14 protein-coding genes are annotated in these 14274 nt (G+C 68.9%); 8 read left to right on the forward strand and 6 right to left on the reverse strand.

Annotation, left to right across the window (positions count from 1 at the left end; genetic code table 11):
* Positions 1–105 precede the first annotated feature (105 nt).
* The 4 genes from ubiB to dut are packed head-to-tail and all read left to right on the forward strand — an operon-like array spanning position 106 to position 4915.
* Positions 106–1671, forward strand: a complete 1566-nt coding sequence (gene ubiB / locus BM052_RS10755; protein WP_091146489.1) for a 2-polyprenylphenol 6-hydroxylase — start codon at positions 106–108, stop codon at positions 1669–1671.
* Positions 1638–2837 (forward strand): hypothetical protein, encoded by a 1200-nt coding sequence (locus BM052_RS10760; protein ID WP_255406076.1) that lies wholly within the window; start codon positions 1638–1640, stop codon positions 2835–2837. The genes ubiB and BM052_RS10760 overlap by 34 nt, the downstream gene beginning before the upstream one ends.
* Positions 2838–2874: 37 nt before the next feature.
* Positions 2875–4461: a bifunctional phosphopantothenoylcysteine decarboxylase/phosphopantothenate synthase gene (locus BM052_RS10765; protein ID WP_091146492.1), complete on the forward strand. Its 1587-nt coding sequence runs from the start codon at positions 2875–2877 to the stop codon at positions 4459–4461.
* Positions 4445–4915, forward strand: a complete 471-nt coding sequence (gene dut / locus BM052_RS10770) for a dUTP diphosphatase (protein ID WP_091146494.1) — start codon at positions 4445–4447, stop codon at positions 4913–4915. Before BM052_RS10765 ends, dut begins: the two co-directional genes overlap by 17 nt.
* A 481-nt stretch (positions 4916–5396) precedes the next feature.
* Here the strand turns inward: dut and BM052_RS10775 are convergent, their stop codons facing one another.
* Positions 5397–6074, reverse strand: a complete 678-nt coding sequence (locus BM052_RS10775) for a DUF4136 domain-containing protein (protein ID WP_091146567.1) — start codon at positions 6072–6074, stop codon at positions 5397–5399.
* A 231-nt stretch (positions 6075–6305) separates the two neighbouring features.
* Between BM052_RS10775 and BM052_RS10780 the strand changes: the two genes are divergently transcribed.
* Positions 6306–6953, forward strand: coding sequence for an MOSC domain-containing protein (locus tag BM052_RS10780; RefSeq protein ID WP_091146497.1), 648 nt, complete (start codon positions 6306–6308; stop codon positions 6951–6953).
* An 86-nt stretch (positions 6954–7039) separates the two neighbouring features.
* On the opposite strand, the gene trpS is transcribed toward BM052_RS10780, so the two are convergent.
* The 3 genes from trpS to secB all read right to left on the reverse strand — a co-directional run bounded on the left by trpS (position 7040) and on the right by secB (position 10529).
* Positions 7040–8059 carry a tryptophan--tRNA ligase gene (gene trpS / locus BM052_RS10785; protein WP_091146570.1) on the reverse strand — a complete coding sequence of 340 codons (1020 nt, stop codon included), beginning with the start codon at positions 8057–8059 and terminating at the stop codon, positions 7040–7042.
* Between the two features lie 193 nt (positions 8060–8252).
* On the reverse strand, positions 8253–9830 hold the full coding sequence (gene murJ / locus BM052_RS10790) for a murein biosynthesis integral membrane protein MurJ (protein ID WP_091146499.1): 1578 nt from the start codon (positions 9828–9830) through the stop codon (positions 8253–8255).
* A gap of 180 nt (positions 9831–10010) precedes the next feature.
* A complete protein-coding gene (gene secB / locus BM052_RS10795; protein ID WP_091146501.1) occupies positions 10011–10529 on the reverse strand; it encodes a protein-export chaperone SecB in 519 nt (172 codons plus the stop codon).
* Between the two features lie 310 nt (positions 10530–10839).
* On the opposite strand from secB, the gene BM052_RS10800 reads away from it, so the two are divergent.
* The 3 genes from BM052_RS10800 (at position 10840) to BM052_RS10810 (ending at position 13502) form a co-directional block, all read left to right on the forward strand.
* The gene (locus BM052_RS10800) at positions 10840–11541 is read left to right on the forward strand and encodes a Tim44/TimA family putative adaptor protein (protein ID WP_091146572.1); all 702 of its coding nucleotides are present in this window, start codon (positions 10840–10842) and stop codon (positions 11539–11541) included.
* Between the two features lie 192 nt (positions 11542–11733).
* On the forward strand, positions 11734–12915 hold the full coding sequence (locus BM052_RS10805; protein WP_177198429.1) for a murein transglycosylase A: 1182 nt from the start codon (positions 11734–11736) through the stop codon (positions 12913–12915).
* On the forward strand, positions 12912–13502 hold the full coding sequence (locus tag BM052_RS10810) for a Smr/MutS family protein (protein ID WP_091146503.1): 591 nt from the start codon (positions 12912–12914) through the stop codon (positions 13500–13502). Before BM052_RS10805 ends, BM052_RS10810 begins: the two co-directional genes overlap by 4 nt.
* 9 nt (positions 13503–13511) lie before the next feature.
* Here the strand turns inward: BM052_RS10810 and BM052_RS19470 are convergent, their stop codons facing one another.
* Together BM052_RS19470 and BM052_RS10815 are read right to left on the reverse strand one after the other, a co-directional pair.
* Positions 13512–13718: a hypothetical protein gene (locus tag BM052_RS19470; RefSeq protein ID WP_143084811.1), complete on the reverse strand. Its 207-nt coding sequence runs from the start codon at positions 13716–13718 to the stop codon at positions 13512–13514.
* Positions 13696–14211, reverse strand: a complete 516-nt coding sequence (locus tag BM052_RS10815) for a hypothetical protein (RefSeq protein ID WP_143084812.1) — start codon at positions 14209–14211, stop codon at positions 13696–13698. Before BM052_RS10815 ends, BM052_RS19470 begins: the two co-directional genes overlap by 23 nt.
* Positions 14212–14274: the final 63 nt, after the last annotated feature.

A 14274-nucleotide genomic window follows, 5' to 3' on the forward strand; every position in this document is an offset into this window, starting at 1 on the left:
GTTGTGGCTGGGGGCATGCCCTCCCCCAGCCCCTCCCGCAGGCGGGAGGGGAGATAGCGGGCGCGCGGCCTGGTTGCGCAGGGCCTGGTTGCGCAAGGGCTGTTCATGACCCGCCCCGCCACCCACATCGCCCGGCTGCTCAAATGGGGCCGCGTGCTGGCGCGGCACGGCGCGCTGCGCGGGATCGAGAACGACCGCAACGCACCCGCGCAAGTCAAGCGCCTGTGCCGGATCGCCCGCTTCGGCGCGCGCCAGCCCAGGGAGCCGGACTATGCCGGCGCCTTCCAGGAAATCGGCCCGGCGGCGATCAAGCTGGGCCAGGCGCTGGCGACGCGGCCCGACCTGGTCGGCGAAGGTCCCGCCCGCAACCTGCTGGCTTTGCAGGACAGCCTGCCGCCCGTGCCCTTCGCCGAGATCCGCGCCGTCATCGAAGGCACTTTCGGCACGCCGGTGGAGACCTTCTTCGCAAGCATAGAGGAACACCCGGTCGGCGCCGCCTCGATCGCGCAAGTCCACCGCGCGGTGACGACCGACGGGCGCCGGGTCGCGGTCAAAGTGCTGCGCCCGCATATCCGCGAGAAGTTCGCCCGCGACGTGGAGACTTACGAGTGGGCCGCCGCGCACCTGGAAGTGCTGGGCGGCGAGGCGGCGCGCCTCAGACCCCGCGCGGTGATCGCCAATCTCAAGCGCTGGACCTTGCGCGAGCTTGATCTCCGGCGCGAGGCGGCTTCGGCCTCCGAACTGGCCGAAGCGATGAAGGGCATCCAAGGCTACCGCGTTCCCGATATCGACTGGGATCGCACCAACGGTTCGGTGCTCACGGTCGAATGGATCGACGGCATCAAGATGAGCGATCTCGCCGCGCTCGACGCAGCGGGGCATGACCGGCCGGCCCTGGCCCGCAAGCTGGTGCTTACCTTCCTCACCCAGGCGATCGCCAGCGGCTTCTTCCATGCCGACATGCATCAGGGCAACCTGTTCGTGCGCGATGACGGCGCGATCGTCGCCATCGACTTCGGCATCATGGGCCGGATCGACCGCCAGGCCCGGCTCTGGCTGGCCGAGATCCTCTATGGCCTCACCACCGGCAATTACCGCCGCGTGGCGGAAATCCACTTCGAGGCGCAATACGTGCCGGCCTATCACAACGTGGAGGAATTCGCGACGGCGCTGCGGGCGGTGGGCGAGCCGATGCGCGGCAAGCCGGTGTCGGAGCTTTCGGTGGGGCAGATGCTCGACGGGCTGTTCGCCATCACCCGCGACTTCGACATGCAGGTCCAGCCGCACCTGCTGTTGCTGCAGAAGACCATGGTCATGGTGGAAGGGCTGGCGACCGCGCTCGATCCCGACATCAACATGTGGGACGTCTCCGCGCCGTTCGTGAAGAGCTGGATCCGCGACGAGCTGGGTCCGGAAGCGATGATCGCCGACCGCCTGCGCGAAAACCTGGGCACGCTGGCCCGCCTGCCGGCGCTGATGCGGCGGATCGAGGAGAAGTTCCCGCCCAAGGGCGGCGCGCCCGAGCAGGCGCCGCTGCCCGACGTGGACCTCATTCTCGGCCTGGGCGAACCGCGTAAACGCCAAAGTAACCACTGGGGGGGCTATATGCTGGCAGCAATCCTGGGGGGTGCCGGCGCATGGGCGCTCACGTACTGGAGTTTCCTGAGCTAGGACAAGGAACGGGAAGTCCGCTTCCGCCGCTGCCGAAGGGCGGTCGTTTCGCGCATTGGCCACCGCTTCTCGCCCGCCTGGCGCTGGCGGCGCTGGCGCTGCTGCTCGTGGCTTCGGCGCTGGTCACGGTCGCCAAGCCGGGCAGCCGCTCGCCCTGGGCGGGACCGGTCGATGGACCGGTCCTTGCCACCGGTTCGGCCGCCAAGCCCTATGACGAGGACATCGCCCTTTACGAAGCCGCGATCGCGCGCATTTCACGCGGCGAGAGCTACTACGACTTCATCGTGCCCGAGCAGCGCGCCCGCGACTATCCGGTCAATCCCGCTTTCGCCGTGCGCCTGCCCACGCTCGCCTATCTCGATGCCTGGCTGGGCACCGGCGGCCAGATCGCCGCGGCCATCGCGCTGATGCTGGGGATCGCGGCCGCCTGGTGGCGCCGCTTCGGCGAGGAAGGCGCGTCTCCCCGCGCGCGGCGGATGGCAACCACGCTGGTCTTCGTCGGCGCCTCGCTGGGGCTCAACCGGCACTATTTCCCACTGCACGAACTCTGGGCGGGCGGGCTGATCGCGCTGTCCTTCGGCCTGCACCGCATCGGCGCCGACGGACGCGGCGGCCGCTGGGCCGGGGCGTTCTGTGCGGCCGCGCTGGCGCTGGCGATCCGCGAGCATGCGCTGCCCTTCGTGCTGCTGATGGCGCTGGCCGCGGTCTACCACCGCAACTGGCGCGAGGCCGCCGCATGGTCAGCACTGGTCGCGGTGTTCTGCGCGGCGCTCGCCTGGCATCTCTCGCTGATATCGCGCGACGTGCTGCCCAGCGATCCGCATTCCGCGCCCTGGCTGGTGATGCGCGGGCTCTCCGGCTGGCTCGGCAACGTGGTGCAATCGAGCAACCTGCGCTGGCTGCCGCACGTCCTGGCGGGGCCCGCCGTGGTCCTGATGACCTTCGGCTGGCTCGGCTGGAGGGGGCGCGGCGGCCTGTTCGGCTTCCTGCTGAGCGCGGGCTACGGCCTTGCCTTCATGCTCGCCGGACGCTGGGACAACTTCTACTGGGGCGCGATGATCGCCCCAGCGATGTTCGCCGGCCTGGCGTTCGCTCCGCGCGCGCTGGCCGAACTGGTCGCCGCCGCCCGCCTCCCGATCCGCGCGCCGGTTCCGACCGTAAATTAATTGCGTGTCCAGGCACGGTGTTGCACAAGCCCCGAGCATGACTGGACCCCGGATCCTTCTGGTCGTGGGCGGCGGCATCGCCGCCTACAAGGCCTGCGAGCTTGTCCGCGCCATCCGCAAGGCGGGCGGCCGGGTTACTTGCGTGCTGACGGAAGGCGGATCGAAGTTCGTCACGCCGATGGCGCTTGCCGCGCTGTCCGAACGGCCGGTCTACACCACGTTGTGGGACCTCAGGAACGAGGCCGAGATGGGCCACATCCAGCTCAGCCGCGAGGCCGATCTGGTGGTGGTCTGCCCGGCGACGGCGAACCTGCTCGCCAAGATGGCGGCCGGCATCGCCGATGACCTGGCGACGACGATGCTGCTGGCGACCGACAAGCCGGTGATGGCCGTGCCCGCGATGAACGTGCGCATGTGGCAGCACGCCGCCACCATGCGCAACGTGCAGGTCCTGCGCGAATCGGGCGTCGACGTGATGGAGCCGGACGAGGGCACCATGGCCTGCGGCGAATACGGTCCCGGCCGCCTGCCGGACCCGATCGCGATCTGGCAGCGTATCGCCTGGGTGCTGGGGCTGGGGCCGGTCGAGGTGGCGCCGCTGCCCGGCGCCGCGCCCGAGGAGATCCCTTACCCCGGCCTGCCCCAGCCGCAACCGGACCCGCAGCGGGATCCGATCGCCTGGCAGCCCCGGTTCGACGAGCCGGAGCCCGAACCGGCCGCGCCGGAAGGCCTGGGGCTGGGCGGGCTCACCGGATCGATGATATCGCGCGGGCTGCAAAAGGCGAAGAAGGCGATCAGCTTCGGCTTCGACGATCACGCGCCCACGCTGAAGCCCGCGCCAGGCCCGCAGATATCCTCTCCCGCCGCCGCCTCGCTGGTGGCCAGGAAGGGCGCCGCGCGCGCCGCGCCGCCGACCGATCCGGACGCGATCAACCACCTCGTCTCCCCCGACGCCCTGCCGCCGGAACCCTTCGCGGAGGGCCCGCTCACCGGCCGCCACGTTCTCATCACCGCCGGGCCGACCTGGGAGCCGATCGACCCGGTGCGCTACATCGCCAACCGCTCCTCGGGCAAGCAGGGCTTCGCCATCGCCGCCGCCGCCGCCCGCGCGGGCGCGCGGGTGACGCTGGTGGCCGGGCCGGTCCATCTCGCAACGCCCCCGGGGGTGAACCGCGTCGACGTCGAAAGCGCGCTGCAGATGGCCGAGGCGGTCAAGCGCGCGCTGCCCGCCGACATCGCCGTGATGGTCGCCGCCGTCGCCGACTGGCGCACCGCCGATGTCGCCAGGGAAAAGCTCAAGAAGCGCGGTTCGGCCCCGCCCGCGCTGCTCCTCACCGAGAATCCCGATATCCTCGCCGCCGTCGCTGCGGGGCCCGACCGGCCGCCGCTGCTGATCGGCTTCGCCGCCGAGACCGAGCATGTGATCGAGCACGCCAAGGAGAAGCGCAAGCGCAAGGGCGCGGACTGGATCATCGCCAACGACGTGTCGGGCGATGTCATGGGCGGCGATGCCAACGCGGTCCACATCGTGCGCGGCGATGACGTGATCTCCCTTCCCGAAATGCCCAAGGAGGACGTCGCGCGCATCCTCGTCGAAAGGTTTGCCGATGCCCTCGTCCGATAGCGTTCCCGTGCCGATCAAGGTCCTGCCCCATGGCGAGGGACTGGCCCTGCCCGCCTATGCCACCGACGGCGCGGCGGGAATGGACGCGGTCTCCGCCGAGGACGTGACGATCGCCCCCGGCGCGCGCCACGCGGTGGCGACCGGCCTTGCGGTCGCCATCCCGCATGGCTTCGAAATCCAGGTCCGTCCGCGCTCGGGCCTGGCGCTCAAGCACGGGATCACCGTGCCCAACACGCCCGGCACCATCGATTCGGACTATCGCGGCGAGCTGAAGGTGATCCTCATCAACCACGGCCACGCCCCGTTCGAGGTCCGCCGGGGCGACCGCGTGGCCCAGCTCATACTCGCACCGGTAACCCGCGCGGCGTGGCTGCCGGTGGACGAACTGGACGAAACCCAGCGCGGCGAAGGCGGCTTCGGTTCGACCGGCGGCGTGGTCGCGCTGGGAAATTGAGGACCGTTGGAGCGCCAGTGGAAAGCGCGGGAATGGCGGAGCTCAATCATGCGCTGAAATCCTCCCCGGAACGGGGAGGTGGCGGTAGAAGGCTGACGGAGGGATCGGTGGCTTTCGGTTCGCGCTTTTCGCCCCCTCCACCACCCGCCTCGCGGGCGACGAAGGGAAAAAGTGAGCCTTGCGCCAAGAGGCTTGGTATCAATCCCCGCGCTTGCCGCGTCGGCGCCACCGCCTGAGCCCATACCACCCCGCGCCGCCCAGCCCGCACAGCAGCACCGCGCCCTTCGCAAGCAACGAGAATGTGGCGGAAAGGGCCCCTACGGTCACGCCCCAGAAGAGCTGCGACATGATCGCCATGAAGGTATTCACGCTTTCGGCGGGCCCCCGTCAGTCCAAACGAAAGGACGGGCCCGCGCTATTTCAGCGGACCCGCCCCTCGGTGTCTCCCACTCTTGCGCAGGAGGGGAGCAATCAGTTCATGTCACTTCTTTTCCGGCGCGACTGTAATGCGCACGGTATCGCCCGAGTTCCCGGGAAATCCGGTAAACATCGCCTCGACCAGGTTGGGGACGAGATATTGCAGCCGGTTGGAGGCCGAAACCGCTTCCGCCTTGCCTTCAAACAGGCGTTCGCCATCAGCGGCGCGATCGATCTTCAGCGAAACGCCGCTGGTATAGACGGTGTAAGCCTCTATCCCATTGTCGAAGAACGGATCGTACCAGCCATAGTGCCACGGGCCGCCCCAGTAGCCGAAGCGCCGGGCGCCGTAGAAGCCATAGGGACCATAAGGACCATAGCCGTACCACGGGCCCCAGAACGGCGTCGGGCCGGTCGAGCGCACGCGCTCGCGCCCGCTGTCGACGCCGTAGTCGAAGCGCACGATCATGCTGGCCTTGCCGGGATCCTCGACCGGCGCATAGCCAAGCCGCGCCAGGCGTTCCCGGACGAGACCGGCGTATTGCGCGAACTCCAGCCCGCCGGCGAGCTTGGGATCCTCGGCGACGACGGCGAAAGTCTGGCCCGAGGGCGCTGGAAGCTGCGACTGGAAGCGCGAAACGTCGGCCTTGAACGGCGTGGCGCAGGCGGCGAGCGCCATCAGCAGCAAGGCGGCGGCGGCAAGGCGAAGCCTGCCAAAATGCGAGTTCGTATGGTCTGTCATCATTGTTATGCTCCACGAACCCGAAGGACCCGGTGCACCCATCCCGGCGCGTACCTTCGATTCCTTGATATCCTGTCGTAAAATCAACGCCCTGAATAGCGGTTGAATGGACATCGGCGCGCGGCGGACGGTTGGCCCGTTCAGGCGCCGTCCACCAACCGCGAACGGCGTTGCCGGACGCCTCGAATACGCGTTGAATAACCCGGCCTTATGTAGGAATGAGGAATCCAGATGACGAGTCCGATCCCCGTTCTCTCGGTCCAGTGCGGCAAGGCCCGCGGCTTTCGCGGCGCCGAACGGAGCGCGATCGGCAAGCTGCCGGTATCGGGTCCGGTCCGGGTCCACCGCCTGGGCCTGGCGGGAGACGAGCAGGCCGACCTGACCGTGCATGGCGGGCCGGACAAGGCGATCCACCACTACCCGCACGACCACTACGCCTTCTGGCGCGAGGTGACGGGCGGGCATCCGCTGCTGGCCGATTTCGGCGCTTTCGGCGAGAATATCGCGACCGAAGGCCTTACCGAGGACGCGGTCTGCATCGGCGACCGCTGGCGACTGGGCACCGCGCTGGTCGAAGTCAGCCAGGGCCGCCAGCCGTGCTGGAAGCTCGACCACCGCTTCGACGGCGTGCCCATCAATGCGCTGACAGTGAAGAACCGGCGGCCGGGCTGGTACTACCGCGTGCTGGAGGAAGGCGAAGTCGCGGCGGGCGACACCATGGAACTGGTCGCGCGGCCCTATCCGGAATGGACCGTGCTGCGCACCTTCGGCCTGCTGATCGCCGGAGACCACAAGCACGACCGCGCCGGGCTGGAAGCCCTCGGCGAAGTCCCGGTGCTGGCCGAACCATGGCGGCGGCGACGCCAGAAGCTGCTATAAGGTTCTCTCAGCACGAGCAGACAAGGAGCGGATTTTCACCTCCTCGGCGCGGCGACGACGGCAGATAGAGCGACCACCAAGAGGAATCACCCCCTGACCAGCCCCAGCGCCGCGTAGGCCTTGTCGAGCGTCGGCATCGCCAGCGCCCGCGCCTTTTCCGCGCCCGCCTTCAGGATCGCGTCGAGCGCCGCCTGGTCCCGGCGCAGATCGACGAAGCGCTGGTTGATCGGCGAGAGCTTCTCCACCAGCAGTTCGCCCAGCGCCGGCTTGAACTTGCCGAAGCCTTCGCCGCCGAACTCACCGAGCACCGCATCGACGCTGGTGCCCGCCATGACCGCGTAGATGCCGACCAGGTTCGCCGCCTCCGCCCGCCCCGCGAGCCCGGCCTTCTCGCCCGGCAGCGGCTCGGGGTCGGTCTTGGCCTTCCTGATCTTCTGCATGATCGTATCGGCATCATCGGTCAGGTTGATGCGGCTCATGTCCGAGGGATCGGACTTGCTCATCTTCGCCGAACCGTCGCGCAGGCTCATGATCCGCGCCGCCTCGGGCGGGATGATCGGTTCGGGCTGGGTGAACACGGGTGCGTCCGGCGAAGCGAAGTCGTTGTTGAACTTCTGCGCGATGTCGCGCGCGAGTTCGAGGTGCTGCTTCTGGTCCTCTCCCACCGGCACGTGGGTGGCCTGGTAGAGCAGCACGTCGGCGGCCTGCAGCACGGGGTAAGTGAACAGCGCGACGCTGGCCCCTTCGCGGTTCTTGCCCGCCTTGTCCTTCCACTGCGTCATGCGGTTGAGCCAGCCCATCCGCGCGGTGCCGTTCAGCAGCCATTGCAGCTCGGCGTGCTGCGGGACTTGCGCCTGGTTGAACAGGATCGAGCGTTGCGGATCGACCCCGCAGGCGACCAGCGCCGCCACCATCTCGCGCGTGTTGGCGGAAAGCTCGGCCGGGACGTGCGGCATCGAGATCGCGTGCAGGTCGGCCAGGAAATAGAGGCATTCGCCGCCGCTCGCGCTCGCATTGTCCTGCATCGCCGCCCAGTTGCGGATCGCGCCCAGGTAGTTGCCGAGGTGCAGGTTGCCGGTGGGCTGGATGCCGGAGACGATACGCATGACTGCGTCCTTCATGAAACGGGTGGATTGCGGTGGGATTGGTCCGGATGAACCGGACAGGCGGCAACGATCAGCGCGCGATGCGCGTGAAGGTCCACCATCGCCAGGCCGCGCGAACGCGGTTTGAAATCTTCGAAGGCGAACGATCCTGCATGGCGCGCGCTCATATCATAAATCGCCGTGGATGGAAGCCTTACCGGCCATTCTTTGTGCCGCGCCGCCGCAGCAGGGCCAGGTCGTCACGCGTAAACGCGCCCGAAACCACGGTGCCGAGCCCATAGACCAGGCAGCCGGCCGAGACCAGCACCCCCAGCGCCAGGCCGCGCACCAGCCAGGTGCCATGGATATAGGGCGTCATCAGGCCCTGCCCGAACCACAGCGCCACGCCCATCGCCAGCGCCGCCAGCGCCAGGCGCGGCGCGCGGCGGCGCAGGCGCGCGTCGGCCCGGAAGTGCCCGCGCCGCACCAGCGTGACGTAAAGCATGAGCACGTTGACGGTCGAGGCGATGGCGGTCGCCAGCGGCGGCCCCATGTGCTGCAGCGGCACGATCAGGATCAGGTTGCCGACCAGGTTCACCACCATCGACATCGTCGCATAGCGCACCGGCGTCCGGGTATCCTGCCGGGCATAGAAGCCGGGCGTCAGGACCTTGACCAGGATGTAGCTGGGCAGCCCGATCGAGAAGGCGGCGAGCGCCTCGGCGGTGCGGGCAACGTCGTTCGCATCGAACTTGCCGTAGCCGAACAGCGCCGCCGCGATCGGCTCCCCGCCCACGACCAGCGCGACCGAGGCGGGCAAGGTCAGCAGCAGCGCCAGTTCCAGCCCCCGGTTCTGCGTTTCCATCGCGGCCGCTTCCTCTCCCCCGCCGAGCTGGCGTGAGATCGTCGGCAGCAGCACGGTGCCCAGCCCGATGCCGATGAGGCCAAGCGGAAGCTGGTTCAGCCGGTCGGCCATGTAGATATAGGTCACCGAGCCGTGCGCCAGCAGCGAGGCGGCGAGCGCGGTCGAGATCACGAGGTTGATCTGCACCGCGCCGGCCCCGGCGGCGGCGGGCCAGATCAGCGCCAGCAGCCGCTTGACATCGGCGTTCCATACCGGCCGGCGCAGCCGCAGGTTCACGCCGTTGGCGCGGCAGGCCCAGGCCAGCCAAGCGAGTTGCAGCAGGCCCGCCACCGAAACGCCGATCGCCTGGTTGCGCGCGGTCTCCAGCGGATCGCTGGAATGAAAGCCCAGCAGCGCCGCGATCAACACCAGGTTGAGCAGGATCGGCGCGGCGGCGTTGACCCAGAACTTGTGCAGCGAATTGAGGATGCCGCCCAGCAGCGAGACCAGGCTGATGAACATCAGGTAGGGCACGGTCATGCGGCTCAGTTCCACCGCGTAGGCGAACTGATCGCGGCTGACGTCGTTGAACGAGCCCGAGAGCACCCAGGTGACCGGCCAGGCGAAGACCTCCAGCAGCACGGTCATCGCCAGCAGCACCGGCAGCAGCACCGAAAGCGCCTGTTCGGCGAAGGTGATCCCCGCCGGCAGGCCGGGTCCGTCCGGATCGGCGACCTTCTTGTTGAACATCGGGATGAATGCCGAGGCGAAGGCCCCTTCCGCGAAGAGCGCGCGGAACATGTTGGGCAGGCGAAAGGCGATCAGGAACGCGTCCGAGGCGAAGCTGGCGCCGATGTAGCGCGCGAACAGGCTGTCGCGCAGCAGGCCCAGCACGCGGCTCGCCAGCGTCAGCCCGCCGACGCTGGCAAGGGCCTTGGCAAGGTTCATGGGCTCAGATCCTCCCCGGAACGCGGAAGGGGACCAGCCGCAAGATGGTGGAGGATACTCTTGCAAGAACGCGCCGGCGCAGGAAGCGGCGGCTCTCCTCCGTCAGCCCCTTCGGGGCCGCCACCTCCCCGCGCCGGGGAGGATTGGAGCCAGCGCGACGCGTCCACACCGCCCGACGGTTCAGGCGTTGCCGGCCGGTTCGCCCTGCACCGCGTCGGCCTGCTGCTGGGCCTGCGCCTGGAGCTGCTGGATATAGAGGCCGTTGAAGTCGATCGGCTCGAGCATCAGCGGCGCGAAACCGGCATCGCGCACCGCATCGGCGATCACCCGGCGGGCGAAGGGGAACAGGATGCGCGGCGCCTCGGCGAAGAGGAACGCGTGCGATTGCGATTCCTCCAGGTTGCGCATGCCCACCAGCCCGCAATAGCTGAGGTCGACGACGAAGGCGGTGCCGGATTCGGACATCGAGGCGCAAGTGATCTTCAGCTCCACTTCATGCACCTCGCCCTCGATCGCGCGAGCGCCGATGTTGAACTGCACATCGACCTGCGGCGCTTCCTGCCACGAGAAGCTCTGCGGCGCGTTCGGGTTCTCGACCGAAAGGTCCTTGACGTACTGCGAGATGATCCCGGCCGACGGCGCGGTATCCTCGCCGTTGCCGAGGTTGAGATTGGAGATGACGTTGCCTTCGTCGGCCATGGTATGCTTTCCCGCAAAGAATTCTTGTGCCAGCCGGCGCGCCTAGAGCATTTTACGCCCGCGTGGAACACCCGTCGCGTGATAAATTGTGCGCGGCGGGTACGGCGGGCGGGCCGGAACGGAGCCGACACGCGGCGGCGGATCGTCGAAAAAATGCCCCGAATGGCTCGCTCACGCGTTGTTCATTTGTAAAGGCTACCTATCTCGGGTTATGCTGGCGCGCTGCAATTTCCAGCAGCGGCGGCCGGAGCGGGGCTTCGCGCCCCCGCGAACCGGCGAATGCGCAGACAGAAGGGATGGATACAGGGACGTGACACCGGAAATTGTGATCCTGGCCATGATCGCGGCATTCCTGGGGCTGCGGCTGTACTCCGTGCTCGGCCGCCGCGCCGAGCATGAGGAAGAGCCGATCCAGGGCCGCTTCGAAGGCCGCCAGGGCCGTCCGGGTGCGCCGCGCCTGTCGGCGCAGCCCAAGCCCGACTCCAAGAACGACGCGGAGAACGACCGGCGTGCCCGCGCCGATCGGCAGGCCCCGCAGCGCGAGATGCCGCTGGCGCCGCCGCCCGCGGAGCGCGGCCTGGCCGAAATCGCCAGCGCGGATCGCCGCTTCGATACGTTCGCCTTCCTGGAAGGCGCACAGGGCGCCTATCGCATGATCCTCGAAGCCTTCTGGAAGGGCGACAAGGCGGAGCTGGAGCAGCTTTGCGACAAGGATGTCCATGCCAGCTTCGCGGCCGCCATCGACGCGCGCAACGCGGCGGGCGAAACGCTGGACAACAAGCTGGTCCGGATCGAGGAATGCACGGTGGTCGCCGCCGGCGTGGAAGGCGGCTTCGCCCGGATCACCCTGCGCTTCCGCGCCGACATCGCCGCCGTCACCCGCAACGCGGCGGGCGAGGTGATCGCCGGATCGCTTGACGATGCGATCGAGACGGTGGACGTCTGGACCTTCACCCGCGCGCTCAACTCGCCCGATCCGGACTGGCTGCTCGACGAGACCGACGAAGGCTGAACCCCTCGGGGTGGCGCCGTGGGGAGCACTATTGACGACTGATGCCGCATAGGGAGGCCGAGCTTGCGCGCAGGGGGAGTGCCGAGGCGACCCGGAAGGAAGCTGGCTAAAGCGAAGAACACGAAATCCGAATCAAGACCCGCTCACTTCGAGCGGGAGTGGCGCAGATTTCGGGCACGGTGCCCTGGCAGGCTGGCGGCGCTCTCGGCCCTGGTATCGCTCGCTTCGTGCGTTGACGTGATCCCCGGCACCGCGCCTTCCGTGCTGCCTCCCGCCGAGACCGCCGTCGCGCTGGGCGTCAGACCGGGCCCGGCGTTTTCCCATCTCTCGCTGACCGAACCGGACGCCACCAAGGCGCTCGCCGGGTTCCGCGAGAGCTGCCCGCGCGTGACCTCGCGCATCGACGGCAGCGGGCTGACCCGGCCCGAGGACTGGCGGCAGGCCTGCACCGCCGCCGCCAATTGGGGGACGGGATCGGCGGTGCTGTTCTTCGCCAGCTATTTCGAAACCGCGCGCGTCGGCGACGGCAAGGCCTATGCCACCGGCTACTACGAGCCCGAGATCGCCGGATCGCGCACCCGCCAGCCCGGCTTCGAGGTTCCCGTCTACCGCCTGCCGCCCGACCTCGTGCGCGCCCGCCCGGGCGACGCTCCGCCGCTGGCCGACGGCAAGATGCCGCTGGGCCGCTACGGTGCCGACGGCATCTTCACCGCGTACCACGACCGTGCCGCGATCGCGCGGGGCGTGCTGATGGGCCGGGGGCTGGAGATCGCCTGGGCGGCCGATCCGGTGGAATTCTTCTTCCTCCAGGTTCAGGGATCGGGCCGGCTGCGCCTGCCCGACGGGTCGGTGATGCGCATCGGCTATGCCGGGCAGAACGGCATGCCCTATACCGGCATCGGCACCGTGATGCGCGAGCGCGGGCTGCTCGGCTCCGGGTCCGGGCAGTACTCCGGCTCGATGCAGGGCATCATGCGCTACTTGCGCGAGCACCCGGCCGAGGGCAAGGCGCTGATGGACGCGAACCGGTCCTACGTGTTCTTCAGGGAACTGACCGGCGCCCCCACCGACGGCCCTACTGGCGCGCTGGGCGTGCCGGTGCGTTCGGGCAGCTCGGTCGCCGCCGATCCCCGCTACGTGCCGCTGGGCGCGCCGGTCTGGTTCGATCTCGACCGGCCCGAGGCCGACGGGCTGTGGATCGCGCAGGATACCGGCGGCGCGATCAAGGGTCCCAACCGCTTCGACACCTTCTGGGGCGCCGGCAGCCAGGCGCGCCTGACCGCCGGCGGCATGAGCGGGCGGGGCGAGGCGCTGGTGCTGGTTCCGAAGGGAACGCTGGCCCGGCTGCTGGGCAGAGGGCCCGGCACGCGATGAGGCAGCGCCGGCTGACGGCGCGCGAAGCGGAAGCCTGGGCCCAGGTCGCCCGCACCGTGAAGCCGCTCGCGCCATCCCCGGAGCCGGCCGAGCACCGCGCGGAGCCGCCCGCCGGCGCCGCGCCCGCAGCCGAACCGGCTCCGCCCCCCGCCAGGAAGCCCAAGGGCCGCGTGCCGCCCGCGCCTGCCTCACCCGGCCGGCCCCTCTCCCGCGCGGTGGCCCGCGCGCTGGACTGCCCCCCTCCCCCGCTTGACGGCACCTGGGAACGGCGCATCGCCAAAGGCGCACTGGTGCCCGATTTCAGCCTGGACCTGCATGGCGCCAGCCTGGACCAGGCCCATGGCCGGCTGATGCATGGGCTCACGCAGGCCCGGGCGATGGGCGCGCGGGTAGTGCTGGTGGTCACCGGCAAGCCCCGCCCCGTCGACGCCATGGACCGGGCCGAGAGCCGCGGCGCCATCCGCGCCAAACTCGCCGACTGGCTCGCCGCCAGCGAGCACGCCGGCCAGATCGCCGCCATCCGGGGCGCCCACCGCCGCCATGGGGGCGCCGGCGCCGTCTACCTCGTGCTCAGACGGCAGCGCTGACCCGCCGCCTCACCACTTCCCCCCGGCCTCCTCGATCGCCTTGAGCAGCGCGCGCTTGGACTCGGTACGGTTCTGGCCGGAATTGCGAGGCAATTCCGGCAAGCCAAGCTCCGCCTTGCGGCGGGCGATCTTGTCCGCCATCTCGCGGTGCGAAACCCGGCGCAAGCCCTTGTCGGGATCGGCAGCGCCGGGTTCAGGTGATGTCTTCGACGCCATAGTCGCCCATGCTTTCTTCGCGGATGCGGCGTTCAAGATAGTGCATGTCCGCATCCGGGTGAAGCGCCAGCAGGGCGCGAGCCTGCCCGAGCATCTCGGGCGCACTGCCGGAAGCATACTGCCCCATACGGTCGGCGATCAGGTCTTCGACCGCGATCACGGCGAAACCGCCCCCTTCGGCGAAGTCCTCGATCAGCAGGATATGGTCGCGATCGACCGAACCGTCCATCGGCACCGAGGCGACCACTTCGAAACCCAGCGCCAGTTCCGGATGAATCCACCCGCGCGTCGCCTTGCCGGGGCCGAAGGGTCGAACGAAGCCATTCTGCTGCATGATGGCCTCGAATTGCTGTTGACGCGGCGTACATAGGCTGTGTGGACGAATTTTGCCTGATAGAAAATTCCCTATTCCCAAGATGAATCGGCTCTGATTGTCGGTCCAGTGATTGCCGGCGCCATATGTGCGGCCTTGGCGAAGCAGGAAGCCGAGCACCTGCTGGCGGGCCCGGCGCAGTCCCTGCATCGCCATCTGACGCGCACGGCACAGATCACGCAT

This window comes from Novosphingobium sp. CF614 (assembly GCF_900113255.1).
In the GTDB taxonomy this organism is placed as follows: Bacteria; Pseudomonadota; Alphaproteobacteria; order Sphingomonadales; family Sphingomonadaceae; genus Novosphingobium.